The organism is Streptomyces sp. NPDC030809 (assembly GCF_055572195.1).
In genome coordinates, this window is the sequence record NZ_JBVIDV010000022.1 from 54,028 (window position 1) to 78,698 (window position 24,671).

The 24,671-nt window shown below is 72.1% G+C and carries 26 protein-coding genes and 1 pseudogene; 25 read left to right on the forward strand and 2 right to left on the reverse strand.

Annotated features, from left to right (window positions below; translation table 11 throughout):
• Nucleotides 1-39: 39 nt before the first annotated feature.
• Nucleotides 40-741 carry a methyltransferase type 11 gene (locus ACZ407_RS26530; RefSeq protein ID WP_468132431.1) on the reverse strand — a complete coding sequence of 234 codons (702 nt, stop codon included), beginning with the start codon at nucleotides 739-741 and terminating at the stop codon, nucleotides 40-42.
• A 120-nt stretch (nucleotides 742-861) separates the two neighbouring features.
• On the opposite strand from ACZ407_RS26530, the gene proS reads away from it, so the two are divergent.
• The 18 genes and pseudogenes from proS to ACZ407_RS26620 all read left to right on the forward strand — a co-directional run bounded on the left by proS (nucleotide 862) and on the right by ACZ407_RS26620 (nucleotide 16,330).
• Nucleotides 862-2,274 (forward strand): proline--tRNA ligase, encoded by a 1,413-nt coding sequence (gene proS / locus ACZ407_RS26535; protein WP_468132433.1) that lies wholly within the window; start codon nucleotides 862-864, stop codon nucleotides 2,272-2,274.
• A 212-nt stretch (nucleotides 2,275-2,486) separates the two neighbouring features.
• Nucleotides 2,487-3,086 (forward strand): hypothetical protein, encoded by a 600-nt coding sequence (locus ACZ407_RS26540; RefSeq protein ID WP_468132435.1) that lies wholly within the window; start codon nucleotides 2,487-2,489, stop codon nucleotides 3,084-3,086.
• Nucleotides 3,087-3,244: 158 nt separating this feature from the next.
• On the forward strand, nucleotides 3,245-3,682 hold the full coding sequence (gene rpsP, locus ACZ407_RS26545) for a 30S ribosomal protein S16 (protein ID WP_226737514.1): 438 nt from the start codon (nucleotides 3,245-3,247) through the stop codon (nucleotides 3,680-3,682).
• A 2-nt stretch (nucleotides 3,683-3,684) separates the two neighbouring features.
• Entirely contained in the window at nucleotides 3,685-3,924 is a 240-nt protein-coding gene (locus ACZ407_RS26550; RefSeq protein ID WP_007266827.1) for an RNA-binding protein, read from the forward strand.
• 78 nt (nucleotides 3,925-4,002) lie between these two features.
• Nucleotides 4,003-4,608: a ribosome maturation factor RimM gene (gene rimM / locus ACZ407_RS26555; protein WP_468132437.1), complete on the forward strand. Its 606-nt coding sequence runs from the start codon at nucleotides 4,003-4,005 to the stop codon at nucleotides 4,606-4,608.
• The gene (gene trmD / locus ACZ407_RS26560; RefSeq protein WP_468132439.1) at nucleotides 4,608-5,429 is read left to right on the forward strand and encodes a tRNA (guanosine(37)-N1)-methyltransferase TrmD; all 822 of its coding nucleotides are present in this window, start codon (nucleotides 4,608-4,610) and stop codon (nucleotides 5,427-5,429) included. The genes rimM and trmD overlap by 1 nt, the downstream gene beginning before the upstream one ends.
• 132 nt (nucleotides 5,430-5,561) lie before the next feature.
• Nucleotides 5,562-5,912 (forward strand): 50S ribosomal protein L19, encoded by a 351-nt coding sequence (gene rplS, locus ACZ407_RS26565; protein WP_150207118.1) that lies wholly within the window; start codon nucleotides 5,562-5,564, stop codon nucleotides 5,910-5,912.
• A 44-nt stretch (nucleotides 5,913-5,956) separates the two neighbouring features.
• Nucleotides 5,957-6,727, forward strand: a complete 771-nt coding sequence (lepB, locus tag ACZ407_RS26570) for a signal peptidase I (protein ID WP_468132441.1) — start codon at nucleotides 5,957-5,959, stop codon at nucleotides 6,725-6,727.
• Nucleotides 6,720-7,829: pseudogene (gene lepB, locus ACZ407_RS26575) on the forward strand (signal peptidase I). The gene lepB (ACZ407_RS26570) and the pseudogene lepB (ACZ407_RS26575) overlap by 8 nt, the downstream one beginning before the upstream one ends.
• Nucleotides 7,744-8,670: a signal peptidase I gene (gene lepB / locus ACZ407_RS26580; RefSeq protein WP_468132591.1), complete on the forward strand. Its 927-nt coding sequence runs from the start codon at nucleotides 7,744-7,746 to the stop codon at nucleotides 8,668-8,670. Before lepB (ACZ407_RS26575) ends, lepB (ACZ407_RS26580) begins: the two are co-directional and overlap by 86 nt.
• 66 nt (nucleotides 8,671-8,736) lie before the next feature.
• On the forward strand, nucleotides 8,737-9,567 hold the full coding sequence (gene lepB, locus ACZ407_RS26585; protein ID WP_468132443.1) for a signal peptidase I: 831 nt from the start codon (nucleotides 8,737-8,739) through the stop codon (nucleotides 9,565-9,567).
• A complete protein-coding gene (locus ACZ407_RS26590) occupies nucleotides 9,557-10,072 on the forward strand; it encodes an NUDIX hydrolase (RefSeq protein WP_468132445.1) in 516 nt (171 codons plus the stop codon). Before lepB (ACZ407_RS26585) ends, ACZ407_RS26590 begins: the two co-directional genes overlap by 11 nt.
• Before the next feature lie 55 nt (nucleotides 10,073-10,127).
• On the forward strand, nucleotides 10,128-10,436 hold the full coding sequence (locus tag ACZ407_RS26595) for a DUF2469 domain-containing protein (RefSeq protein WP_014675276.1): 309 nt from the start codon (nucleotides 10,128-10,130) through the stop codon (nucleotides 10,434-10,436).
• 1,042 nt (nucleotides 10,437-11,478) lie between these two features.
• On the forward strand, nucleotides 11,479-11,850 hold the full coding sequence (locus ACZ407_RS26600; RefSeq protein WP_468132447.1) for a YraN family protein: 372 nt from the start codon (nucleotides 11,479-11,481) through the stop codon (nucleotides 11,848-11,850).
• Nucleotides 11,850-13,466, forward strand: a complete 1,617-nt coding sequence (locus ACZ407_RS26605) for a YifB family Mg chelatase-like AAA ATPase (RefSeq protein WP_468132593.1) — start codon at nucleotides 11,850-11,852, stop codon at nucleotides 13,464-13,466. The genes ACZ407_RS26600 and ACZ407_RS26605 overlap by 1 nt, the downstream gene beginning before the upstream one ends.
• Entirely contained in the window at nucleotides 13,463-14,632 is a 1,170-nt protein-coding gene (gene dprA / locus ACZ407_RS26610) for a DNA-processing protein DprA (protein ID WP_468132449.1), read from the forward strand. Before ACZ407_RS26605 ends, dprA begins: the two co-directional genes overlap by 4 nt.
• Nucleotides 14,633-14,883: 251 nt before the next feature.
• Entirely contained in the window at nucleotides 14,884-15,720 is an 837-nt protein-coding gene (whiG, locus tag ACZ407_RS26615; protein WP_468132451.1) for an RNA polymerase sigma factor WhiG, read from the forward strand.
• A gap of 70 nt (nucleotides 15,721-15,790) precedes the next feature.
• Nucleotides 15,791-16,330: a TetR/AcrR family transcriptional regulator gene (locus ACZ407_RS26620; protein WP_468132595.1), complete on the forward strand. Its 540-nt coding sequence runs from the start codon at nucleotides 15,791-15,793 to the stop codon at nucleotides 16,328-16,330.
• Between the two features lie 180 nt (nucleotides 16,331-16,510).
• On the opposite strand, the gene ACZ407_RS26625 is transcribed toward ACZ407_RS26620, so the two are convergent.
• Complete coding sequence (locus ACZ407_RS26625; RefSeq protein WP_468132453.1) at nucleotides 16,511-16,969, reverse strand: M23 family metallopeptidase; 459 nt, start codon at nucleotides 16,967-16,969, stop codon at nucleotides 16,511-16,513.
• A gap of 269 nt (nucleotides 16,970-17,238) precedes the next feature.
• Here ACZ407_RS26625 and rpsB point away from each other — a divergent pair, with 269 nt between their 5' ends.
• The 7 genes from rpsB to ACZ407_RS26660 all read left to right on the forward strand — a co-directional run bounded on the left by rpsB (nucleotide 17,239) and on the right by ACZ407_RS26660 (nucleotide 24,520).
• The gene (gene rpsB, locus ACZ407_RS26630; RefSeq protein WP_468132455.1) at nucleotides 17,239-18,102 is read left to right on the forward strand and encodes a 30S ribosomal protein S2; all 864 of its coding nucleotides are present in this window, start codon (nucleotides 17,239-17,241) and stop codon (nucleotides 18,100-18,102) included.
• A gap of 135 nt (nucleotides 18,103-18,237) precedes the next feature.
• Nucleotides 18,238-19,071, forward strand: coding sequence for a translation elongation factor Ts (gene tsf / locus ACZ407_RS26635; RefSeq protein WP_468132457.1), 834 nt, complete (start codon nucleotides 18,238-18,240; stop codon nucleotides 19,069-19,071).
• Nucleotides 19,072-19,233: 162 nt separating this feature from the next.
• Nucleotides 19,234-20,013, forward strand: coding sequence for a UMP kinase (pyrH, locus tag ACZ407_RS26640; RefSeq protein WP_468132459.1), 780 nt, complete (start codon nucleotides 19,234-19,236; stop codon nucleotides 20,011-20,013).
• A gap of 58 nt (nucleotides 20,014-20,071) precedes the next feature.
• On the forward strand, nucleotides 20,072-20,629 hold the full coding sequence (frr, locus tag ACZ407_RS26645) for a ribosome recycling factor (RefSeq protein WP_468132597.1): 558 nt from the start codon (nucleotides 20,072-20,074) through the stop codon (nucleotides 20,627-20,629).
• Entirely contained in the window at nucleotides 20,629-21,768 is a 1,140-nt protein-coding gene (locus ACZ407_RS26650) for a phosphatidate cytidylyltransferase (RefSeq protein WP_468132461.1), read from the forward strand. Before frr ends, ACZ407_RS26650 begins: the two co-directional genes overlap by 1 nt.
• Before the next feature lie 236 nt (nucleotides 21,769-22,004).
• Nucleotides 22,005-23,120: a dual-specificity RNA methyltransferase RlmN gene (gene rlmN, locus ACZ407_RS26655; RefSeq protein ID WP_468132463.1), complete on the forward strand. Its 1,116-nt coding sequence runs from the start codon at nucleotides 22,005-22,007 to the stop codon at nucleotides 23,118-23,120.
• Between the two features lie 296 nt (nucleotides 23,121-23,416).
• Nucleotides 23,417-24,520, forward strand: a complete 1,104-nt coding sequence (locus ACZ407_RS26660; protein ID WP_468132465.1) for a thiamine ABC transporter substrate-binding protein — start codon at nucleotides 23,417-23,419, stop codon at nucleotides 24,518-24,520.
• Nucleotides 24,521-24,671 lie beyond the last annotated feature (151 nt).

Here is a 24,671-nt window from a genome sequence, read left to right on the forward strand (position 1 = left end):
CGGCCCCCGCACCCGCCCGCCCACCCGGCGCCACGCGCCCTACGGCACCCGGCCCACCACGTACCGGAACACGTTCGGCAGCCACACCGTGCCGTCCTCCCGCGCATACGGGTGCAGGGCCTCCGTCAGCTCCTTCTCCAGATGCTCCGGATCCCCCTCGAACAGCCCCGGCTCCGCCCCCGCGTAGCGGCCCGCCGCCAGCAGCCCGCGCACCGCGCTCTCCATGTCCGCGTACCCGAACGGGCAGAACACCCGCCCCGAGCCCTCGAACAGCAGCCCGGCCCCCGCGGCGAGCTCCTCCAGCTCGTCCCGGCGCGGCGGCCGCCGCCACTCCGGACCCAGGGCCGTCAGCGTCGCGCACCGCTCCGGCGGCCCCCAGCCGGCCAGCACCACCGCCCCGCCCCGCCGCACCAGCGGCAGCGCACCCGCCAGGTCCGCCGCCGCGTCCGGCGAGAACAGCGTCAGCACGTCGTACGCGGCGCCGCCGGACCCGGGCGGCCCCGCCGCCACGTCCAGCAGCCGCTCGCGGGCCAGCGCGCGCCTGCCGGGATCCGGTTCCGCCCCGGTCACCCGGGCACCCCGGGCCGCGCCCAGCAGCAGGGCCAGCCCGGCCCCGCAGTCGAGCCCCAGCAGCCGCGTGCCCGGCCCGATGCCGAGCCGGTCGTACACCGCCTCGTACAGCGGTACGAGCATCCGCTCCTGGATCTCAGCCCAGTCCCGGGCAACGAGCGTCGATGTCATGGAAAAGCGCTCCCGTCCTCCTTGCCCCCGTTGTCAGAGAACTGCTCTTCGGGCCGCTCGTCCAGAGGAGCGTGCGACCCGATTCACGCTCAGCGTGCCCGGCGCCGTACCATTCGCGCCATGGCAAAGGCTCCCGTTCTCACCCCCCAGGCGGACGACTTCCCCCGCTGGTACCAGGACCTGATCAACAAGGCCGAGCTGGCCGACAACGGCCCAGTGCGCGGCACGATGGTCATCCGTCCGTACGGCTACGGCCTGTGGGAGCGGATGCAGCAGGAGATGGACGCCCGCATCAAGGACGCGGGCGCCCAGAACGCGTACTTCCCGCTGTTCATCCCGCAGTCGTACCTGACGAAGGAAGCCGAGCACGTCGAGGGCTTCGCCCCCGAGCTCGCGGTCGTCACGCACGGCGGCGGCAAGGAGCTCGAAGAGCCGGTCGTCGTCCGGCCCACCTCCGAGACGATCATCAACGACTACTTCTCCAAGTGGGTCCAGAGCTACCGCGACCTGCCCCTGCTGATCAACCAGTGGGCCAACGTCGTCCGCTGGGAAATGCGCCCGCGCGTCTTCCTCCGTACGAGCGAGTTCCTCTGGCAGGAGGGCCACACCGCCCACGCCACCTACGAGGACGCCCGCGACTACGCCGCGCACATCCACCGGAACGTGTACGGCGACTTCATGACCAACGTGCTCGGCATCGACGTCGTGCTCGGCCGCAAGACCCCCAAGGAGCGCTTCGCCGGCGCCATCAACACCCTCACCCTCGAGGGCATGATGGGCGACGGCAAGGCCCTCCAGATGGGCACGAGCCACGAGCTCGGCACCAACTTCGCCAAGGCCTTCAACACCTCCTACCTCTCCAAGGAGGGGCAGCAGGAGCTGGTCTGGCAGACCTCGTGGGGCGTCTCCACCCGCATGGTCGGCGGTCTGATCATGTCCCACGGCGACGACAACGGCCTGCGCGTCCCGCCGCGCCTGGCGCACATCCAGGTCGTCGTCATGGCGATCAAGGGCGACGAGGCCGTCGCCAAGGTCCGCGAGCTGGGCGCCCAGCTGAAGGCCGCCGGCATCCGCGTGCACGTGGACGACCGCGTCGACACCCCGTTCGGCCGCCGCGCCGTGGACTGGGAGCTCAAGGGCGTTCCGGTCCGCATCGAGATCGGCCCCCGCGACCTGGAGAACGGCACCGCGATGCTGGCCCGCCGGATCCCCGGCGGCAAGGAGCCGGTGCAGATCGAGGCCCTGGCCGACCTGCTGCCCAAGGTCCTCGACGAGGACCAGGCCCAGCTCCTGCGCGAGTCGCGCGAGCGCCGCGAGTCCCGCACCACCGACGTGGCCACCATCGAGGAGGCCTCCGAGGCCGCCCTCGCCGGCGGCTGGGCGCGGATCCCGTGGGACGTGCTCGGCCCCGAGGGCGAGGCCAAGCTCGGCGAGCAGGCCGTGACCGTCCGCTGCCTGGTGGCCGAGGACGGCTCCGTTCCGACCGAGGACGACGCCCCCGGCACCCTGGCCATCGTGGCCCGCTCCTACTGAGCCGTACGGGGCACAGGGGACCGCGGCGCGCAGCCGTGACGGCGGAGATCCCCCGGACCCGGTCCGGGGGATCTCCCGTACGTACCGACAACTCCTGAGATGTGCGCACCCGCCCTCGTCGGGATGCATCAGTGTGAACTGACTGGTACGTGCAAAAAATTTGGAATGGCCCGGAATCGGAACACCAGGGCCCCCCGGCTCGTTGTCACGACGTGAGCACGACACCACCTGTACTCGCGGCAGAGCTGGCACAGGCGTGGGCCGACATTCAGCGGTACCACCCCGAGCTGCCCGACCTCGCCGCGCCCGAGTCTCTGATCGGGGAGTCCTCGTCCGCCTGCGGGGCGGAACTCTCCTTCGAGCGGCTGCTCCACGAGGCAGTCCACGGCATCGCCGCCGCCCGCGGCGTCCGGGACACCTCGCGGGCCGGCCGCTACCACAACCGCCGGTTCCTCGCGATCGCCGAGGAGATGGGCCTCGACCATGCCGACGAGCCGCATGCGAGCAGCGGCTTCTCGCTGGTGAGCCTGAACCCGGAGGCCCGCAAGCGCTACCGCCCGACCATCGAGCGGCTCCAGCGGGCCCTGCGGGCGCACACCGTCGCCACGGCCGCCGACACCAAGCGCAGCTTCCGCGGACCGGCCGCCCGGCACGGCTCCTCGGGCGGCGGCGTCCGGGTCAAGGCCGTCTGCGACTGCGGGCGCAACGTGCGCGTGGTCCCGTCGGTGCTGGCCCAGGCCCCGATCGTGTGCGGCGGGTGCATGAAGCCGTTCCGCATCCCCGAGGCAGCGGTGGCGGCCGCCGCGTCCTGACCCGGCGCGGGCATGTGGCACAATGGCTAGCTGTACTCGACAGTCGCACAGGACCCCTCTCTCCTCCGGCTGACGCGTCCATCGGGCACCCGAGTACCGCAACCCCACGTGGCATCCCGTTGTGCCCACCCACGTCAAGTTCAGGAGACACCACTCCAGTGGCAGTCAAGATCAAGCTGAAGCGCCTCGGCAAGATTCGCCAGCCGCACTACCGCATCGTCGTCGCCGACGCCCGCACCCGTCGGGACGGTCGCGCGATCGAGGAGATCGGCATCTACCAGCCGACCTACAACCCCTCGCGCATCGAGGTCAACGGCGAGCGTGCCCAGTACTGGCTGTCCGTCGGCGCCCAGCCGACCGACGCCGTGCTCGCCATCCTGAAGCTCACCGGTGACTGGCAGGCCGCCAAGGGCCTGCCCGCCCCGGAGAAGCCCCTGCTCGCCCCGGCGACCAAGGAGCAGAAGCGCGCTTCCTTCGAGGAGTTCGCGAAGGCCCTGGAGGGTGGCGACGCCAAGGGCGAGGCCATCACCCAGAAGAAGAAGGCCGAGAAGAAGGCGGACGAGGCTGACGCCGCCGCCGAGTCGACCGAGGCCTGAGCATGCTCGAGGAGGCTCTTGAGCACCTCGTAAAGGGCATTGTGGACAACCCCGATGACGTGCAGGTCGCCTCGCGCAACCTGCGGCGCGGGCAGGTGCTGGAGGTCCGGGTCCACCCCGACGACCTCGGCAAGGTGATCGGCCGCAACGGCCGCACCGCACGTGCTCTGCGCACCGTCGTGGGCGCCATCGGCGGCCGTGGCATCCGTGTCGACCTCGTCGACGTGGACCAGGTCCGCTGAGAAGTTGAATCACCGGCACGGGCCGGGGAGGGCTGAGGCCCGCCCCGGCCCGTCGTCGTATGGACAGGAGAAGGAAGAGTGCAGCTGGTAGTCGCGCGGATCGGCCGCGCCCACGGCATCAAGGGCGAGGTCACCGTCGAGGTGCGCACGGACGAGCCCGAGCTCCGGCTCGGCCCCGGCGCCGTACTCCACACCGAGCCCGCGTCGGCGGGACCGCTGACCATCGAGACCGGCCGGGTGCACAGCGGCCGCCTGCTGCTCCGCTTCGAGGGAGTCAAGGACCGCACCGCCGCCGAGGCCCTGCGCAACACCCTCCTGATCGCCGACGTGGACCCCTCCGAGCTGCCGGAGGACCCCGACGAGTACTACGACCACCAGCTCATGGACCTCGACGTGGTCCTCGCCGACGGCACCGAGGTCGGCCGCATCACCGAGATCTCCCACCTGCCCTCGCAGGACCTGTTCATCGTGGAGCGCCCCGACGGCAGCGAGGTGATGGTCCCCTTCGTCGGGGAGATCGTCACCGAGATCGACCTGGAGAACCAGCGCGCCGTCATCAGCCCGCCGCCCGGCCTGATCGACGACCGCGCCGAGATCGCCTCCGCCCGCGACGCCGCGGCCGCCGAGGACTCCCGCGACGCCGCGGCCGCCGAGGACGACGAGCACGACGAGGACGCCTCCTGATGCGGCTCGACGTCGTCACGATCTTCCCCGAGTACCTCGAACCGCTGAACGTGTCCCTCGTCGGCAAGGCCCGCGCCCGCGGCGTGCTCGACGTACACGTCCACGACCTGCGCGACTGGACGTACGACCGGCACAACACCGTCGACGACACCCCCTACGGCGGCGGACCCGGCATGGTCATGAAGACCGAGCCCTGGGGGGACTGCCTGGACGACACCCTGGCCGCCGGCTTCGAGGCCGGCGCCCACGGACCCGTCCTCGTGGTGCCCACGCCCAGCGGCCGGCCCTTCACCCAGGAGCTCGCCGTCGAGCTCTCCGAGCGGCCCTGGCTGGTCTTCACCCCCGCCCGCTACGAGGGCATCGACCGCCGCGTCATCGACGAGTACGCCACCCGCATGCCCGTCTACGAGGTGTCCATCGGCGACTACGTCCTGGCCGGCGGCGAGGCCGCCGTCCTGGTCGTCACCGAGGCCGTCGCCCGGCTGCTCCCCGGAGTCCTCGGCAACGCCGAATCGCACCGCGACGACTCCTTCGCCCCCGGCGAGATGGCCAACCTGCTCGAAGGGCCCGTCTACACCAAGCCCCCGCAGTGGCGCGGCCGCGGCATCCCCGAGGTGCTGCTCAGCGGCCACCACGGCAAGATCGCCCGCTGGCGGCGGGACGAGGCCTTCCGCCGCACCGCCGCCAACCGGCCCGACCTGATCGAGCGCTGCGAGGCCTCCGAGTTCGGCAAGAAGGACCGCGAGATCCTCTCCATGCTGGGCTGGAGCCCCACCCCCGACGGCCGATTTTGGCGCAGGCCGCCGGCCGTGGAAGAATAGGCGGCTGCTGTACGCCCGCGTGCGCCCCTGCCACAGGGGGACCGTCGCCCGCCGGGTGGCACAGCTCCCGAATTCTCTACGAAAACCCGTACGGCGACCTGTGGCGTCGTGCGAAGAAAGCAGACGAAGAACATGTCTTCTCTCCTCGACGGTGTGAACGCCGCCTCCCTGCGCTCGGACGTCCCGGCCTTCCGCCCGGGTGACACGGTCAACGTGCACGTCCGCGTCATCGAGGGCAACCGCTCTCGTATCCAGCAGTTCAAGGGTGTCGTCATCCGCCGCCAGGGCTCCGGCGTCTCCGAGACCTTCACCGTCCGCAAGGTCTCGTTCTCCGTCGGCGTCGAGCGCACCTTCCCGGTGAACTCCCCGATCTTCGAGAAGATCGAGCTGGTCACCCGCGGTGACGTGCGCCGCGCGAAGCTGTACTACCTCCGTGAGCTCCGCGGCAAGGCCGCGAAGATCAAGGAGAAGCGCGACAACTGAGCTCGTCTCCGGGTCCCGGGGGCGGCCGGATAGGCTCGCTCCCGATGGACACCGAAGCACGAGACACGCAGCGCGGCCGTTCCTCCTCCGAACCGGGGGAGGAGCGGTCGCGCTTCGCGCGTTTCCGGGCCGGTGCCGCCGGGGCGATGTCCTGGCGGCGGGCCGCACTCCTCGGAGCGGCCTGCACCGTCTTCCTGCTGCTGTTCTCCCACTACGCGGTCCAGCCCTTCCTGATCCCCAGCCGCTCCATGGAACCCACCCTGAAGGTCGGGGACCGGGTCCTGGTGAACAAGCTGGCGTACCGTTTCGGCAACCAGCCCCGCCGCGGGGACGTCGTCGTGTTCGACGGCACCGGCTCCTTCGTGCGCGAACAGCCCGCGGGCGACCCCGTCGGCGCCCTGGTCCGCGGCGCGGCCGCGGCCCTGGGCCTCGCCGAGCCCGCCGACACGGACTTCGTCAAACGGGTGGTCGGGGTCGGGGGCGACGACGTGGTGTGCTGCGATGCGCGGGGCCGGCTGAGTGTGAACGGGGTGCCGGTGGACGAGGAATACCTCCAGCCCGGAGACGCCCCCTCCAAGGTGCCCTTCCGGATCGTCGTGCCGCTCGGCACGCTGTGGGTGATGGGCGACCACCGGTCGCAGTCGCGCGACTCCCGGGACCACCTCGGGGAACCGGGAGGCGGGATGGTGCCGGTGGACAAGGTCATCGGGCGGGCCGACTGGCTCGGCTGGCCGGTGTCCCGCTGGGGCTCGGTCCCGGCCACGACCGCGTACGAGAAGGCCGGGGCGGCCAGACCGGGCGGGGGCCATGGGTAGCCGCGGCCGGCCGCGCGGAGCCGCCCGTACCGTACCGGTCGCCGCCGCCGCGACCGCCGGAGCCGCCCGGGCCGCGGTCTCCGCCCCGGCGGCCCCGGCCACGCGCGCCGAGCGGCGCCGGCTGGCCCGGCGGGTCAAGCGGCGCCGGCGCACCCGCAGGGCCGGCGAGGTGCCGCTGCTGATCGTGGTGGCCCTGCTCATAGCCCTGGTCCTCAAGACCTTCCTCGTCCAGGCCTTCGTCATCCCCTCCGGCTCCATGGAGCAGACGATCCGGATCGGCGACCGGGTGCTCGTCGACAAGCTGACCCCGTGGTTCGGCTCCCGGCCCGAACGCGGGGACGTGGTGGTCTTCAAGGACCCCGGCGGCTGGCTCCAGGGCGAGAACGGGCACCTCGGGCACGACCCGGCGGGCGTCAAGCAGATCAAGCAGGTCCTGACCTTCATCGGCCTGCTGCCCTCCGCCGACGAACAGGACCTGATCAAACGCGTGATCGCGGTCGGCGGGGACACGGTCGCCTGCTGCGACACACGGGGCCGCATCACCGTCAACGGCACCCCGCTGGACGAGCCGTACGTCCACCCCGGCAACTCGCCCTCGGACATCCGCTTCTCCGTGCAGGTGCCCCCGGGCCGGCTCTTCGTCATGGGCGACCACCGGGCCAATTCGGCCGATTCCCGCTTCCACCTGGACGAGAAGTACCACGGAACGATCTCCGAAGAAGGCGTGCTCGGACGCGCGGTCGTGATCGCCTGGCCGTTCTCGCACTGGCGGAAGCTGGAAGAACCGGCGACCTTCCGATCCGTCCGAGAACCAGCGCGCCGGGGACGGCGCCGCGAGCGCCCCGTCGCATAGTCTGTGCTCTTGGATCTCTACGGAAACGGGCCCCGGCGGAGAGGATCTCCACGGAACGGCCCGGCTCCCGACCCCTGCGGAACTCCCGCTCGTTAGGGGAGTGGAGGTTCCGTGTCCTTCCGGACGCGGGCGGCATGCGGAGTGAGGAGTGGACGTGGGGGATGTGGCGGTCGGCGCACGAACCGGACGCGAGGAACCCGAAGAGCGGCCGGAGGTTGCCGTGGACAGCGAGACCGCCCCGAGCGGTGAGCCCGGTGACGGCAAGACCGGCCCCGGCGACGGCGCAGAGCACGCGGAGCAGGACGGCGAGCAGGAAGGCGCCGGGCGCAAGCAGCGCTCCTTCTGGAAGGAGCTGCCGCTCCTCGTCCTCATCGCGCTCGTCCTCGCCCTGCTGATCAAGACCTTCCTGGTACAGGCCTTCTCGATCCCGTCCGACTCGATGCAGAACACCCTGCAGCGCGGGGACCGGGTCCTCGTGGACAAGCTGACGCCCTGGTTCGGGTCCGAGCCGGAGCGCGGCGAGGTCGTGGTCTTCCACGACCCGAACAACTGGCTCGAAGGCGAGCCCACCCCGGACCCGAACGCGGTGCAGAAGTTCCTGAGCTTCATCGGCCTGATGCCCTCCGCGGAGGAGAAGGACCTGATCAAGCGGGTCATCGCGGTCGGCGGGGACACCGTCCAGTGCGAGAAGGGCGGACCGGTCAAGGTCAACGGCAAGGCGCTCGTCGAGCCGTACATCTACCCCGGGAACACCGCCTGCGACGACAAGCCCTTCGGCCCCTTCAAGGTGCCCGACGGCAAGATCTGGGTGATGGGCGACCACCGCCAGAACTCGTACGACTCCCGCTGGCACATGGACGACTCCACCAAGGGCTTCGTCCCCGTGGACAAGGTCGTCGGACGCGCCGTGGTCATCGCGTGGCCGGTCACCCGCTGGGCCACTCTGCCGGTCCCGGACACCTTCGACCAGCCCGGCATCAACACCACCGCGGCCGCCGCGCTCGGCGCGGCCCCGGTGGGCCTGGGCCTGGCGGGCGCGGTACCGCTGGTGCTGTGGCGCCGGCGCAAGCTCACCCGCGACCGGGGCTGACCCGGCGGCCTACCCCCGGGTAGGGTGCCGTCCCAGGTCACGACTCCGGAGCATGGGGGCGCTGGGATGAGCGGTACGGGCGGAACCGGCGGAGCCGGCGGACGCGGAACAAGAGGCAGTGGCGGCGGCCACGGCCGTCTCGGCAATGTGCTGTCGGGACTGGCCGTGGCCGTCGGCTTTCTGCTCTTCCTCGGCGGCATGGTGTGGGGCGCCGTCGTCTACCGGCCGTACACCGTCCCCACCGACTCGATGGTGCCGACCGTCAAGCCCGGCGACCGGGTCCTCGCCCAGCGCATCGACGGCTCCGAGGTCAAGCGCGGCGACGTCGTGATCTTCACCGACGCGGTGTGGAGCAACGCGCCGATGGTCAAGCGGGTCGTCGGCATCGGGGGCGACGTGGTCGGCTGCTGCGGCAAGGGCGGCCGGCTCACCGTGAACGGCGTCCCCCTGGACGAGCCCTACCTCGGGCTGTTCACCGGCAAGGCCTCCGACACCCCGTTCGAGGTCACGGTCCCCGAGGGCAACCTCTTCCTGCTCGGCGACCAGCGCGGCGCCTCCCTGGACTCCCGCTCCCACATCGCGGAGGCCGGCCAGGGCACCGTGCCGCGCTCCGCGGTCACCGCCCGTGTGGACGCCGTGGCCTGGTCCGATCCGGCGATGCTGGAGCGGCCCCGGGCCTTCGCCGCCCTGCCCGGCGGGATCTCGTCCCCCGGACCGCTGCGGCTCCAGCTGTACGCCGTCGCGGGCGGGGCGGCCCTGGTCCTGGCGGGAGCCGCGTACGGGCCGCTGGCACGGCTGGCGCGGCGCACCGGCGGCGGGTCCGGCCGGTCCGGCGGCAGCGGCAGCGGCTCCGGCGGGGGCGGGGGAGCGGGCCGGGAGCGGGCGCGTGTCGGCTGACCAGGCCGGACCGGACCGGCGGCCCGAGCCCCGCAAGGTCTCCCGCGTGGTCCTCCTGGACCCTCAGGACCGGATCCTGCTGCTCCACGGCTTCGAGCCGGCCGACCCGGCCGAGGACTGGTGGTTCACCCCCGGCGGCGGCCTGGAGGGCGCCGAGACCCGCGAGGAGGCGGCCCTCCGGGAGCTCGCGGAGGAGACCGGCATCACGTGGGTGGAGCTCGGACCGGTGCTGTGGCGCCGGTACTGCTCGTTCCCCTTCGACGGGCGCCGCTGGGAGCAGGACGAGTGGTACTTCCTGGCCCGTACCGACCAGACGGAGACGGCCCCGACCGGGCTCACCGAGCTGGAACGGCGCAGCGTCACCGGTGCCAGATGGTGGACCTGCGGGGAACTGTCGGCGGCCCGTGAGACGGTGTACCCGACCAGACTCGCCGAGCTGCTCCGCACGCTGCTCGACGAGGGTCCTCCGGATGCGCCGGTGGTCCTGGCCCCGGAAATCGTTTAGGGGCGCACCCGGCTGGCGCACAATAGGGGGACGCACGGCTGAAGGGGAACATGCCATGAGCGCCGAGGACCTCGAGAAGTACGAGACCGAGATGGAGCTGAAGCTCTATCGGGAGTACCGCGACGTCGTCGGGCTGTTCAAGTACGTGATCGAGACGGAACGCCGTTTCTACCTCACCAACGACTACGAGATGCAGGTGCACTCGGTGCAGGGCGAGGTGTTCTTCGAGGTCACGATGGCCGACGCGTGGGTCTGGGACATGTACCGGCCGGCCCGGTTCGTCAAGCAGGTCAGGGTGCTGACCTTCAAGGACGTGAACATCGAGGAGCTCAACAAGAGCGACCTCGAACTGCCGGGCGGCTGATCCCGGGCCCGGACCCGGCTCACCCTGGCGGGTGAGCGAGTTTTCCACAACGGGCAGGTTGTCCACCAAGATCCACTTCGCGGGCGCGGATGCGGGACCGTCGGTGCCGGAGGTGGTACCGATGAACGCTCGAAACCGGGCAGCGGCAGCACTGGCGACGGTACGGAAAGCGGCCCCGCCCTGCGCGGACGGCCCGTCGCGGAACGACGGGCCGACCCGCAGGACCCCCACACCCGCCCCACCCGCCCCGCGAGGCGGCGACCTGTCCCGCAGGGACGGTCCACGGCGAGACGCCGGCCCACCGCGGGACAGCGGCACGCCCGACACCCACGGAGCGCCGACAGGCGGCGGTACGCCGCGGAGCAGCGGCCTGCCGGTGGACGGCAGCCCACCCGACAGCCACGGAGCGTCGCCGACCGGTGATACGTCCGGGAGCGGCGGTACGTCGGCAGACGGCAGCACGTCCGGCGGCGGCGGTACGTCGCTGGGCGGCGGCAGGGACCAGGCGCCCTCCGGGCCCGCCTGGAGCGGCGACGCAGCCCGGAGCCATGGATCCGGGAGCCACCGGGAAACCGGCGGGCCGGGCGGCGGCGCCGAACGGGCCGCAGTCCGTACACACGGGAATGGCGGTACGTCGGCAGGCGGCGGTAAGTCCGGGAGTGGCGGCCTGTCGGCAGGCGGCAGTACGTCCGGCGGCCGCTTGTCGGCGGGCCGGGGTGTGTCCGGGAGCGGCGGTACGCGGGTAGGGCGCGGTCCGTCGGCAGGCGGCGGTGCGTCGCTGCCGGGCGGTGGGGTGCCGGGCGGCATGGCCCAGGGGGCGCGCTGCGGGCCCGCCGGGCGGGGCGACCCGGCCGGGAGCGAACGGGCCGGGTGCGACCCGGCCGGGACCGATCGGGCCGGGTGTGACCCGGCCGGGACCGATCGGGCCGGGTGTGACCCGGCCGGGACCGATCGGGCCGGGTGTGACCCGGCCGGGACCGATCGGGCCGGCGGGCGCCGGGGAACGGCCGGGGCCGGCGGTCCTGCGGAGCGGGCCGCGGCCGTGACGCGTGCCGGGCTCGCCCGGCGGGCCCTCGGACGGTACGGGGAGGACCTGGCCGCCCGGTGCCTGTCCCAGGCCGGCATGACCGTGATCGCACGGAACTGGCGCTGCCGCACCGGCGAGATCGACATCCTCGCCCGCGACGGCGACGCCCTCGTCCTCTGCGAGGTCAAGACCCGCCGCGAAGGCCCCTTCGAGCACCCCATGGCCGCGATGCGACCCGCACAGGCGGCGCGGCTGCGCCGGCTCGCCGCCCGCTGGCTCGCCGAACACGGCGGACCGCCCCCGGGCGGAGTCCGCATCGACCTGATCGGCGTGGTCCTGCCGCGCCGCGGAGCACCCCGCGTGGAGCACGCCAAGGGGGTGGCGTGATGGGATTCGCCCGCGCCTGCTCGGTGGCCCTCGTCGGCGTCGAAGGAGTCGTCGTCGAGGTCCAGGCCGACCTCGAACCCGGCGTCGCCGCCTTCACCCTCGTCGGACTGCCCGACAAGACCCTCGTCGAAAGCCGCGACCGGGTCCGCGCCGCCGTGGTCAACTCCGGAGCCGAATGGCCGCAGAAGAAGCTCACCGTCGGACTCAGCCCGGCCGCCGTCCCCAAATCCGGCAGCGGCTTCGACCTGGCCGTGGCCGCAGCCGTGCTCGGCGCCGCCGAATGCATCGACCCCCGCGAGATCGCCGACCTCGTCCTCATCGGCGAACTCGGACTCGACGGCCGGGTCCGGCCCGTCCGCGGAGTCCTGCCCGCCGTCCTCGCCGCCGCCGAAGCCGGATACCGGCAGGTCGTCGTCCCCGAACAGTCCGCCGCCGAAGCGGCACTCGTCCCCGAGGTCTCCGTCCTCGGCGTCCGCACCCTGCGCCAGCTCATCGCCGTACTCACCGACAGCCCCGTCCCCCAGGAGGAACCACCCGACCGCGAAGGCCGCCCCGACCCCCTGCTCGCCGGACTCGTCCTGCCCGGCGCCGGAGCCGGCAACGGACTCGCCGCCGGCCGCGGCGACGCCCCCGACCTCGCGGACGTCGCCGGGCAGCAGGCCCCCCGCCGCGCCCTGGAAGTCGCCGCGGCCGGCGGCCACCACCTCTTCCTCACCGGCCCGCCCGGAGCCGGCAAGACCATGCTCGCCGAACGGCTCCCCGGAATCCTGCCGCCCCTCACCCGCCAGGAATCCCTGGAGGTCACCGCCGTCCACTCCGTCGCCGGGCTCCTGCCGCCCGGCGAACCCCTCATCACCGCACCGCCCTACTGCGCACCCCACCACTCGGCGACCATGCAGTCCCTCGTCGGCGGCGGGAACGGCCTGCCCCGGCCCGGCGCCGTCTCCCTCGCCCACCGCGGCGTCCTCTTCTTGGACGAAGCCCCCGAATTCAGCAGCCGCACCCTCGACGCCCTGCGCCAGCCCCTGGAATCCGGCCAGGTCGTCATCGCCCGCGCCAACGGAGTGGTGCGCCTCCCCGCCCGCTTCCTCCTCGCCCTCGCGGCCAACCCCTGCCCCTGCGGACGGCACACCCTGCACGGCTCCGGATGCGAATGCCCCGCCTCCGTCATCCGCCGCTACCAGGCCAGACTCTCCGGCCCCCTCCTCGACCGCATCGACATCAGAGTCGAAGCCGAACCCGTCACCCGCGCCGACCTGCTCGGCCACGGCGGCCGCGGCGAACCCACCGCCGCCGTCGCCGACCGGGTCCGGGCCGCCCGCGAACGCGCCGCAGCCCGCCTCGAAGGCACCCCCTGGACCCTCAACGCCGAAGTGCCCGGACACGAACTGCGCTCCCGCTGGCAGGCCGCCCCCGGCGCACTCGCCCCGGCCGAACGGGACATGGAGCGGGGCCTGCTCACCGCCCGCGGACTGGACCGCGTACTGCGCGTCGCCTGGACCGTCGCCGACCTCGGCGGTCGCGACAGACCCGGACCCCTCGACGTGGCCGTCGCCCTCGAACTCCGCACCGGCATCGCCCGCGGCACACCCCTCACCACAGGAGCACCCCGATGAGCACCGAAACCGAGCGGCTCGCCCGGGCCGCCCTGACCCGGGTCCTCGAACCCGGCGACGAACACGGCGGCCGCTGGCTGCGCACCCACGGAGCAGCCGGACTCCTCGGCCTGCTCACCGGACCCGAAGCCGGAACCGCCGCCCTCGCCGGCGTCGGCCCCCACCGGCTCGCCGGATACCGCAGCCGCGCCGAAGCCGCCGACCCCGCCCGCGACCTCGCCACCGCCGAAGCAGCAGGCAGCCGCTTCATCTGCCCCGGCGACCCCGACTGGCCCCGGCAGCTCGACGACCTCGGAGACGCCCGGCCCATCGGACTCTGGGTCCGCGGCAGCCCCTCCCTGCGCACCTGGGCCCTGCGCTCCGTCGCCGTCGTCGGCGCCCGCGCCTGCACCCCGTACGGAGCCCACATGGCGGCCACCCTCGCCACCGGACTCGCCGAACGCGGCTGGGTCGTCGTGTCCGGCGCCGCCTACGGGATCGACGGGGCCGCCCACCGCGGGGTCCTCGCCGCCGGCGGGGCCACCGCCGCCGTCCTCGCCTGCGGAGTGGACACCAGCTACCCGCGCGGACACGACGGACTCCTGCGCCGCATCGCCGCCCAAGGGCTGCTCCTCGGAGAACTCCCGCCCGGCAGCCACCCCACCCGCAGCAGGTTCGTCCTGCGCAACCGCGTCATCGCAGCCCTCACCCGGGGCACCGTGGTCGTCGAAGCCGCCCTCCGCAGCGGCTCCCTGGTCACCGCCCGGTGCGCCCAGCGGCTCGGACGGCACACCATGGGTGTGCCCGGTCCCGCCACCAGCGGACTGTCCGCCGGAGTCCACGAACTCCTGCGCGGCGAAGGGGTACTCGTCACCGACGCGGCCGAAGTCGTCGAACTCGTCGGCGACATGGGCGAACTGGCACCCCCGAGACGCGGACCGGTGTGCGCCCGGGACCTGCTCGACCCGCACACCGCCCGGACCCTCGAAGCCCTTCCGGCCGGACGGGCCGCCACCGTAGCCGAACTCGCCCTCGCCGCAGGCTCGGACACCGATGAAGTCATCGGCAGACTGTACGAACTTCACTCTCTGGGGTTCGTCGAACGGCAGGGCGACGCCTGGCAGTTGACCACCCGCCGGGACCCGCCCGCGACACAAACCGGGGAACCCCGGCGAGGCGGTGCTTGACCTGGGGCGTTCCGGTGAAAGGGTGAAACCGATGAGATACGCCGTCCTCCCGGTCTCACCCGCCGGGGCCGCGCACCCGGCGCCCGGCCCGGACCGCCCGCGCGTCCCGGAGAACCGCTGCGCCCCCTCGCCATCCCGTACTCTTCGCGCACCGCGACACTCCAGTCACGCTACGCTCCCAGGGATCCCGAACCGGCCACGGCCTCCCGCACAGATCAGCCAGTACACAGCAGAACGGCTCAAGGCGACGCATGCCCCAGCACACCCCAGAGTCTGACCGCGCTGCGGTGCCCCCCGCTGCCCGCGGCAGCGTGCGGCCCACCGCACCCTCGTCCCTCGACGAGCTCTGGCGGTCGTACAAGGACTCGGGTGACGAGCGCCTGCGCGAGCAGCTGATCCTGCACTACTCGCCGCTCGTCAAATACGTGGCCGGCCGGGTCAGCGTCGGCCTGCCGCCCAACGTGGAACAGGCGGACTTCGTCTCCTCCGGCGTCTTCGGCCTGATCGACGCGATCGAGAAGTTCGACATCGACCGCTCCATCAAATTCGAGACATACGCCATCACCCGGATCCGCGGCGCGATGATCGACGAGCTGCGCGCCCTCGACTGGATCCCCAGGTCCGTACGCCAGAAGGCGCGCGCGGTCGAACGGGCCTACGCCACCCTGGAGGCCCAGCTGCGCCGGACCCCCACCGAGAGCGAGGTCGCCGCGGAGATGGGGATCGGGCTGGAGGAGCTGCACTCTGTCTTCAGCCGGCTCTCCCTGGCCAACGTCGTGGCCCTGGAGGAACTGCTCCACGTCGGCGGCGAAGGCGGCGACCGGCTCAGCCTCATGGACACCCTGGAGGACACCGCCGCCGACAACCCGGTCGAGGTGGCCGAGGGCCGGGAACTGCGGCGGCTGCTCGCCCGGGCCATCAACACCCTCCCCGAACGGGAGAAGACCGTCGTCACCCTCTACTACTACGAAGGACTCACCCTCGCGGAGATCGGCAACGTCCTCGGGGTCACCGAGAGCCGGGTCAGCCAGATCCACACCAAGTCGGTGCTGCAACTGCGCGCAAAGCTGGCCGATGTCGGCCGGTGAGCGCGCCCTCCCTCCGTAGAGTGGAAGGGTGCCCAGGATTCGAGCGGCCTCCGTGGCCGAGCACCGGACCATGCAGCGCGGCGCCCTCCTGGACGCCGCGCGCTCCCTGCTGTCCGAGGGCGGCACCGACGCCCTGACCTTCCCCGCTCTCGCCGCCCGCACCGGACTGGCCCGCTCCTCCGTGTACGAGTACTTCCGCTCGCGCGCCGCCGTGGTCGAAGAGCTGTGCGCCGTGGACTTCCCCGTCTGGGCGGCCGAGATCGAAGCCGCGATGCAGGCCGAGGAAACCGCCGAGGCCAAGATCGAGGCCTACGTGCGCAGCCAGCTGGCCCTGGTGGGGGACCGGCGGCACCGGGCCGTCGTCGCCATCTCCGCGAGCGAGCTGGACGCCGGCGCCCGCGAGAAGATCCGCGCGGCCCACGGCGGACTCGTCGCCATGGTCGTGGAAGCACTCGGAGCGCTCGGACACGCCCAGCCCCGGCTGGCGGCGATGCTGCTCCAGGGCGTCGTCGACGCCGCCGTCCGCCGCATCGAACTCGGCGCGGCCGAAAACCCCGCCGAGGTCACCGAGGCGGCCGTCGGGATGGCGCTGCGGGGCGTCCGCGGCTGAAACACGGCCTTCCGGGGGCCCTCCCCCCCGCCCCCGCCCCCCTCTCCCCCCGCCCCTCCCGCCTCCGCGCCCTCTCCCTTCGTCGTTCGGTTTTCGGTTTTCGTGCAGGGCCGCTCGCGCTCTCCCCTGTGTCTGCTCCCCCTGCCTCTGCGCGCGTCCCGTCCGCAGCCTTCCCTCCGCTCACGGGAGCGGCAGGAGCCGGGGTGTGGGGCGGGGGAGGAGGCGGAGGGGGTTCAGGTAGGTGTCGCCGGCCAGGAGGCCCCAGTGGAGGCAGGGCTCCGGGCAGTGGGTGCCGGGGGCCAGGACGGCGACCAGCTGCCCGGGGCGGACCTCCTCGCCCTCCGCGACCAGGGGGCGGACCGGCTCATACGTGGTGCGCAGGCCGCCCGGGAGGGTGAGCGACAGCACGCCGCGCCCCGCCACCTGTCCGGCGTAATGCACCCGGCCGGGGCCGACCGCCCGGATGCCGGTGCCCACCGGGGCCGCGAGGTCCACGCCGCGGTGGCCGGCCGCGTACGGCGTGGGGGGCGGATGCCACCAGCGCAGGACGCGCAGCGGGGGCGGCAGGGGGCGGACGGGGCCGTGGGGGACGGGGGCGGGTACGAGGGCCAGCAGCAGGGCCAGGACGAGAGTGCTCATGGGGAAAGGGTGCCGGGCGGGGGTGTCGGGGCGGGCCGGCCTGTGGACAAGTCCGGGGCTGTGGACAGGCACGTCACCCGGCACGGGTACCGGTCCCGTACACTTCTTGTGGCGATCCGGGTCACCGGGTCGACTTCGCACGCCCCGCCACCGGACCCGCAAGGGCTGGTGGCCGCGCTCCTCGGTCCCTCGTGGCACGGCGCGTCGGGGCGTCAGGCGCGACCGCCGTCCGGCGGCCGCGGTAACCGAGCACCTCAAGGAGTACGGCCATGGCCGTCGTCACGATGCGGGAGCTGCTGGAGAGCGGCGTCCACTTCGGTCACCAGACCCGTCGCTGGAACCCGAAGATGAAGCGCTTCATCTTCACCGAGCGCAACGGCATCTACATCATCGACCTGCTCCAGTCGCTGTCGTACATCGACCGCGCCTACGAGTTCGTCAAGGAGACCGTCGCGCACGGCGGCTCCATCATGTTCGTCGGCACCAAGAAGCAGGCGCAGGAGGCGATCGCCGAGCAGGCGACCCGCGTCGGCATGCCCTACGTCAACCAGCGCTGGCTGGGCGGCATGCTCACCAACTTCTCCACCGTCTACAAGCGCCTTCAGCGTCTGAAGGAGCTCGAGGCGATCGACTTCGAGGACGTGGCCGCTTCCGGCCTCACCAAGAAGGAGCTCCTGGTCCTCTCCCGCGAGAAGGCCAAGCTGGAGAAGACCCTCGGTGGTATCCGCGAGATGCAGAAGGTGCCGAGCGCCGTCTGGATCGTCGACACCAAGAAGGAGCACATCGCCGTCGGTGAGGCGCGCAAGCTCCACATCCCGGTCGTCGCGATCCTCGACACCAACTGCGACCCCGACGAGGTCGACTACAAGATCCCGGGCAACGACGACGCGATCCGCTCCGTCACCCTGCTCACCCGCGTGATCGCCGACGCCGTCGCCGAGGGCCTCATCGCCCGTTCCGGCGTTGCCGCCGGTGACTCGAAGCCGGGCGACAAGGTCATCGGCGAGCCGCTGGCCGAGTGGGAGCGCGACCTCCTCGAGGGCGAGAAGAAGGCCGACGAGGCCCCCGCCGCCGAGGCTCCGGCCGCCGAGGCCACCGAGGCCGCCCCGGCCGCGGACGCCGAGCAGGCCTGACCCACTGGGAGCGCCCGGAGTTCACTCCCCGGGCACTCGCAGCACGGACGATGACGACGGGGGACGGTGCTCACGAGGCACCGGCCCCCGCCGTTCACCCGTAGATCTACGACTTCGAGAGAGAATCACAGACTCATGGCGAACTACACCGCCGCTGACGTCAAGAAGCTCCGCGAGCTCACCGGCGCCGGCATGATGGACTGCAAGAAGGCCCTGGAAGAGTCGGACGGCAACGTCGACAAGGCCGTCGAGGCGCTCCGCATCAAGGGCCAGAAGGGCGTCGCCAAGCGCGAGGGCCGTTCCGCCGAGAACGGTGCCGTCGTCTCCCTCCTCGCCGACGACAACACCTCCGGTGTCCTCGTCGAGCTGAAGTGCGAGACCGACTTCGTCGCCAAGGGTGACAAGTTCCAGGCCGTCGCCAACCAGATCGCCGCGCACGTCGCCGCCACCGCCCCGGCGGACATCGAGGCGCTGCTCGCGTCCGAGATCGAGGCCGGCAAGACCGTCCAGGCGTTCGTGGACGAGGCCAACGCCAACCTCGGCGAGAAGATCGTCCTGGACCGCTTCGCGCAGTACGGCGACGGGTTCGTCACCGCGTACATGCACCGCACCATGCCCGACCTGCCCCCGCAGATCGGCGTTCTCGTCGAGTTCGACAAGGACACCGAGGTTGCCCGCGGCATCGCGCAGCACATCGCCGCCTTCGCGCCGAAGTACCTCTCCAAGGACGACGTCCCGGCCGAGGTCGTCGAGTCCGAGCGCCGCGTCGCCGAGGAGACCACCCGCGCCGAGGGCAAGCCCGAGGCCGCGCTCCCGAAGATCGTCGAGGGCCGCCTGAACGGCTTCTTCAAGGAGGCCACCCTCCTCGGCCAGCCGTACGCGCTGGACAACAAGAAGTCCGTCCAGCAGATCCTGGACGAGGCCGGTGTCACCCTGAAGCGCTTCACCCGCATCAAGGTCGGCATCTGAGTCCGTCCGTACGCGACGGACACCGGACCCCGGTAGGGTCTGAGGCAGTCGTCCGCCTCCGCGCAGGACGACCGCAGATCTGACGAGGAGGCCATTGCCGTAGAGGGAACCGCAAGGACCCACCGGCAATGGCCTTCTTCGTATGTGCACGAGGAGATCTCCATGAATCAGGGCGTGGACCCCCACACCGCTTCCGAAGACCAGAGCGACCACGACAAGAAGGGCCGCCGCTTCATGCTGAAGCTGTCCGGCGAGGCCTTCTCCGGCGGCGGCGGCCTGGGTGTCGACCCCGACGTCGTGCACGCGATCGCCCGCGAGATCGCGGCCGTCGTCCGTGACGGCGCCGAGATCGCCGTGGTCATCGGCGGCGGCAACTTCTTCCGCGGCGCCGAGCTGCAGCAGCGCGGCATGGACCGGGCGCGCTCCGACTACATGGGCATGCTCGGCACCGTCATGAACTGCCTGGCCCTCCAGGACTTCCTGGAGAAGGAGGGCATCGACTCGCGCGTCCAGACGGCCATCACCATGGGCCAGGTCGCCGAGCCGTACATCCCGCTGCGCGCGGTGCGTCACCTGGAGAAGGGGCGCGTCGTGATCTTCGGCGCGGGCATGGGCATGCCGTACTTCTCCACCGACACCACCGCCGCCCAGCGCGCCCTGGAGATCGACGCCGAGGCGCTGCTCATGGGCAAGAACGGCGTGGACGGGGTCTACGACTCCGACCCGAAGACCAACCCGGCCGCGGTGAAGTTCGACGCGCTCGAGTACGGCGAGGTGCTCTCCCGCGACCTCAAGGTCGCCGACGCCACCGCCATCACGCTGTGCCGTGACAACAAGCTGCCGATCCTCGTGTTCGAGCTGCTCGCCGAGGGCAATATCGCTCGCGCCGTCAAGGGTGAGAAGATCGGCACGCTGGTGAGCGACCAGGGCACCCGGGCCTGAAGGTGCGGCCCCGCCCGCCCCGCCCGAACCATCCACTCAAGACATGCAGGAGCACGTGGTGATCGAAGAAATCCTCCTCGAGGCCGAGGAGAAGATGGAGAAGGCCGTCGTGGTCGCCAAGGAGGACTTCGCCGCGATCCGCACCGGCCGTGCGCACCCGGCGATGTTCAACAAGATCGTGGCCGACTACTACGGCGCCATCACGCCCATCAACCAGCTCGCGTCCTTCTCGGTGCCCGAGCCGCGCATGGCCGTCGTCACCCCGTTCGACAAGAGCGCGCTGCGCAACATCGAGCAGGCCATCCGCGACTCCGACCTCGGCGTCAACCCCAGCAACGACGGCAACATCATCCGTGTGGTGTTCCCCGAGCTGACGCAGGACCGCCGCAAGGAGTACATCAAGGTCGCGCGCACCAAGGCCGAGGACTCCAAGGTTTCCATCCGCTCCGTCCGCCGCAAGGCGAAGGACGCCCTCGACAAGCTGGTCAAGGACAAGGAGACCGGCGAGGACGAGGTCCGCCGCGCGGAGAAGGAGCTCGACGACACCACCGCGAAGTACGTCGCGCAGGTGGACGAGCTGCTCAAGCACAAGGAAGCCGAGCTGCTCGAGGTCTGATGAACGACTCTCCCTGGGGGGCTCCGCCGGGCGCCGGACACTCCGGCGGCCGGCCGCCGTCCGACCAGGGGCCTGTCCCGGAGCCGGTTCCGGCGGGTCCCGCATACGATGCGCAGGCGGGTCCCGCATACGATGCGCACCAAGGTCAGCACACACGGCCCATGCCCGTCGTGCCCGACCGCTTCGGAGACCAGGAAGCACGCGACCGGGGGGTTGCTCTGCCGAGCAGCCCCCCGTTCCGCGACGAGACGCCGTTGCAGGAGCCCATGCCCACGCCGCCGCCCCCATCGCAGGCCCCCCAGGCCTCGCAGCCGCCGCAGAAGAAGCGCGCGGGGCGGGACCTGCGTGCCGCCATAGGGGTCGGCGTCGGCCTCGGCGCGGTGATCTTCGCCTCGCTGTTCATCGTGAAGGCCGTGTTCGTCGGCGTGGTCGTCGTCGCCGTGGTCGTCGGGCTGTGGGAGCTGACCTCCCGGCTGGCCGAGCGCAAGGAGATCAAGGCGCCGCTGGTGCCCCTCGCGGTCGGCGGCGCGGCGATGGTCGTGGCCGGATACGTGCGCGGAGCCGAGGGGGCCTGGGTCGCGATGGCCCTCACCGCCCTCGCCGTCCTGGTCTGGCGGATGACCGAACCGCCCGAGGGCTACCTCAAGGACGTCACCGCGGGCGTGTTCGCCGCCTTCTACGTGCCGTTCCTCGCCACGTTCGTGGCGATGCTGCTGACCGCCGACGACGGCCCGCAGCGGGTGATCACCTTCCTGGTGCTCACCGTCGTCAGCGACACCGGCGCGTACGCGGTCGGCTGGCGCTTCGGCAAGCACAAGCTCGCCCCGCGCATCAGCCCCGGAAAGACCCGCGAGGGCCTGTTCGGAGCGGTCGCCTTCGCCATGGGCGCCGGCGCCCTGTGCATGGAGTTCCTCATCGACGGCGGCGTCTGGTGGCAGGGCCTGCTCCTCGGCCTCGCGGTCGCGGTCAGCGCCACCCTGGGCGACCTCGGCGAGTCGATGATCAAGCGGGACCTCGGCATCAAGGACATGGGCACCCTGCTCCCCGGCCACGGCGGGATCATGGACCGGCTGGACTCGCTGCTGCCGACCGCCCCGGTGGTCTGGCTGCTGCTGGCCGCGTTCGTGGGTACCGGCTGACCTGCGGAAAGCCGCTCAGCCCCGGCGGGTGAGCGGTACGGGTTATCCTGAAGGGCGCGTCACTCGCGAGTGGCGCGCCCTTTCTGCCGGGCCCGTCCCGTCAGGATCCGTCCCGATCCGTCCCGCGACCGCGCGGACGGACCCCATGAGGTCTCCCGGCTCCGGTCGAGCCGCCCGTCCGCTCCGCGACCGCGCGGAGGCGCGCCCAGGCCTCGCCGTACCGAGGAGTACCCGTCATGGCCCCCCGTCCCGCCCCGGGCGAGCTCACCTTCGTCGCGCCCCGCGGTGCCAAGAAGCCGCCCCGGCACCTGGCCGACCTGTCGCCCGCCGAGCGCCGTGAGGCCGTGGCCGCGATCGGCGAGAAGCCGTTCCGCGCCAAGCAGCTCTCGCAGCACTACTTCGCCCGCTACGCGCACGACCCGGCGGAGTGGACCGACATCCCGGCCGCCGCCCGCGAGAAGCTCCGCGAGGAGCTGCTGCCCGACCTGATGTCCGTGGTCCGGCACATCTCCTGCGACGAGGACACCACCCGCAAGACCCTGTGGAAGCTCCACGACGGCACCCTCGTGGAGTCCGTCCTGATGCGCTACCCCGACCGGGTCACCATGTGCATCTCCTCCCAGGCCGGCTGCGGCATGAACTGCCCGTTCTGCGCCACCGGCCAGGCGGGTCTGGACCGCAACCTGTCCACGGCCGAGATCGTGCACCAGATCGTCGACGGCATGCGGGCCCTGCGCGACGGCGAGGTCCCCGGCGGGCCGGCCCGCCTGTCCAACATCGTCTTCATGGGCATGGGCGAGCCGCTCGCCAACTACAAGCGGGTCGTCGGCGCCATCCGCCGCCTGACCGACCCCGAGCCCGACGGCCTGGGCCTGTCGCAGCGCGGGATCACCGTCTCCACCGTCGGCCTGGTGCCGGCCATGCTGCGGTTCGCCGACGAGGGCTTCAAGTGCCGCCTCGCCGTCTCGCTGCACGCCCCCGACGACGAGCTGCGCGACACCCTCGTCCCCGTCAACACGCGCTGGAAGGTCCGCGAGGTCCTCGACGCGGCCTGGGAGTACGCCGAGAAGTCCGGCCGCCGGATCTCCATCGAGTACGCCCTGATCCGCGACATCAACGACCAGGCCTGGCGCGGCGACCTCCTCGGCCGCCTCCTCAAGGGCAAGCGGGTGCACGTCAACCTCATCCCGCTGAACCCGACCCCCGGCTCGAAGTGGACCGCCTCGCGCCCCGAGGACGAGCGGGCCTTCGTCGAGGCCATCGCCGCCCACGGGGTGCCGGTCACCGTCCGCGACACCCGCGGCCAGGAGATCGACGGCGCCTGCGGGCAGCTCGCCGCCAGCGAGCGCTGACCCGGCCCGCGCCGGGCGGGGAGCGCCGTACCCGCGGGCAGCGGGCGGGCGCCGAAGCGGCGGTTCGGGCCCGGGGTACGCTGGGCCCGAACCAATTGCATATTCCGACAGGGGAGCGCCACAGCGCTGAGAGTGCGGGAACCGTCAGTCCGCAGACCCTCTGAACCTCGCCCAGGTCATTCTGGGTAGGAAGTTCGGTCAACACACCTCAAGCTGTTGCGCCCTGCCCCGGCGTCCGCTCTCCGAGCGCCGGGGCAGGGCCGCGTCTTCTCCTGGACACCCCAGGAGGAAAAACCGTGAGCACCACCAAGAAGCTGGCCGGCGCGGCGCTCGCCGTCGCCCTCGGCGCCGGGACCCTCGTCGCCTGCGGCGGCGCGGACGGCAAGGCCGAGGACGGCCCGGCCGCCGGCACGCCGAAGAGCAAGCAGGTCACCCTCGTCAGCCACGACTCCTTCGCCGCCAGTCCGGCCGTGCTGAAGGCGTTCGAGAAGCAGACCGGCTACACCGTCAAGGTGCTGAAGAGCGGGGACGCCGGCGCCGCCCTCAACCAGGAGATCCTCACCAAGGGCTCGCCCCGCGGGGACGTGTTCTTCGGCGTGGACAACACCCTGCTCTCCCGCGCCCTCGACAACGGCATCTTCACCCCGTACGAGGCCAAGGGCCTGGCCGCGGTCCCCGAGCAGTACCAGCTCGACAAGGCCGGGCACCGGGTCACGCCCGTCGACTCCGGCGACATCTGCGTCAACTACGACAAGAAGTACTTCGCCGACAAGAAGCTCGCCCCGCCGCAGACGCTGGACGACCTCGCCAAGCCGGAGTACAAGGACCTCCTCGTCGTCGAGAACGCCGCCACCTCCTCGCCCGGCCTCGGCTTCCTCCTCGCCACCGTCGGCAAGTACGGGGACCAGGGCTGGGAGGCGTACTGGGGCAAGCTGAAGGCCAACGGGGTCGAGGTCGTCGACGGCTGGGAGCAGGCGTACAACGAGCGCTTCTCCGGCTCCGCCGGCGGCAGGAAGGCCAAGGGCGACCGCCCGCTCGTCGTCTCGTACGCGTCGAGCCCGCCGGTCGAGGTGCTGTACGCCGAGCCGCAGCCGAAGGAGGCCCCCACCGGCGTCTCCACCGGCACCTGCTTCCGCCAGACCGAGTTCGCGGGCCTGCTGAAGGGCGCGAAGAACGAGGCCGGCGGCAAGGCGCTGCTGGACTTCCTGATCGGCCGGCAGTTCCAGGAGGACATGCCGCTCAACATGTTCGTGAACCCGGTCGTCAAGGACGCCAAGCTGCCCGAGCTGTTCACGAAGCACGGAGTGGTCGTCGACCGGCCCGAGACCGTGGCCCCGGACCGGATCGCGCAGAACCGCGAGCAGTGGGTCAAGGCATGGACCTCGCTCGTCCTGAAGTAGCCGCGCGCGCCGAAGGCCCGCCGGGGCGGGGGGGGGGGGGGGGGGGGGGGGGGGAGGCGAATACTCCCGGCCCCGCCGCGGCGAGGGGGCGATTTCTCTCCGCTTTTTTTTGTTTCTTTTTGGCGTCCTCTCCGCATCCTCGTTGCGGGAG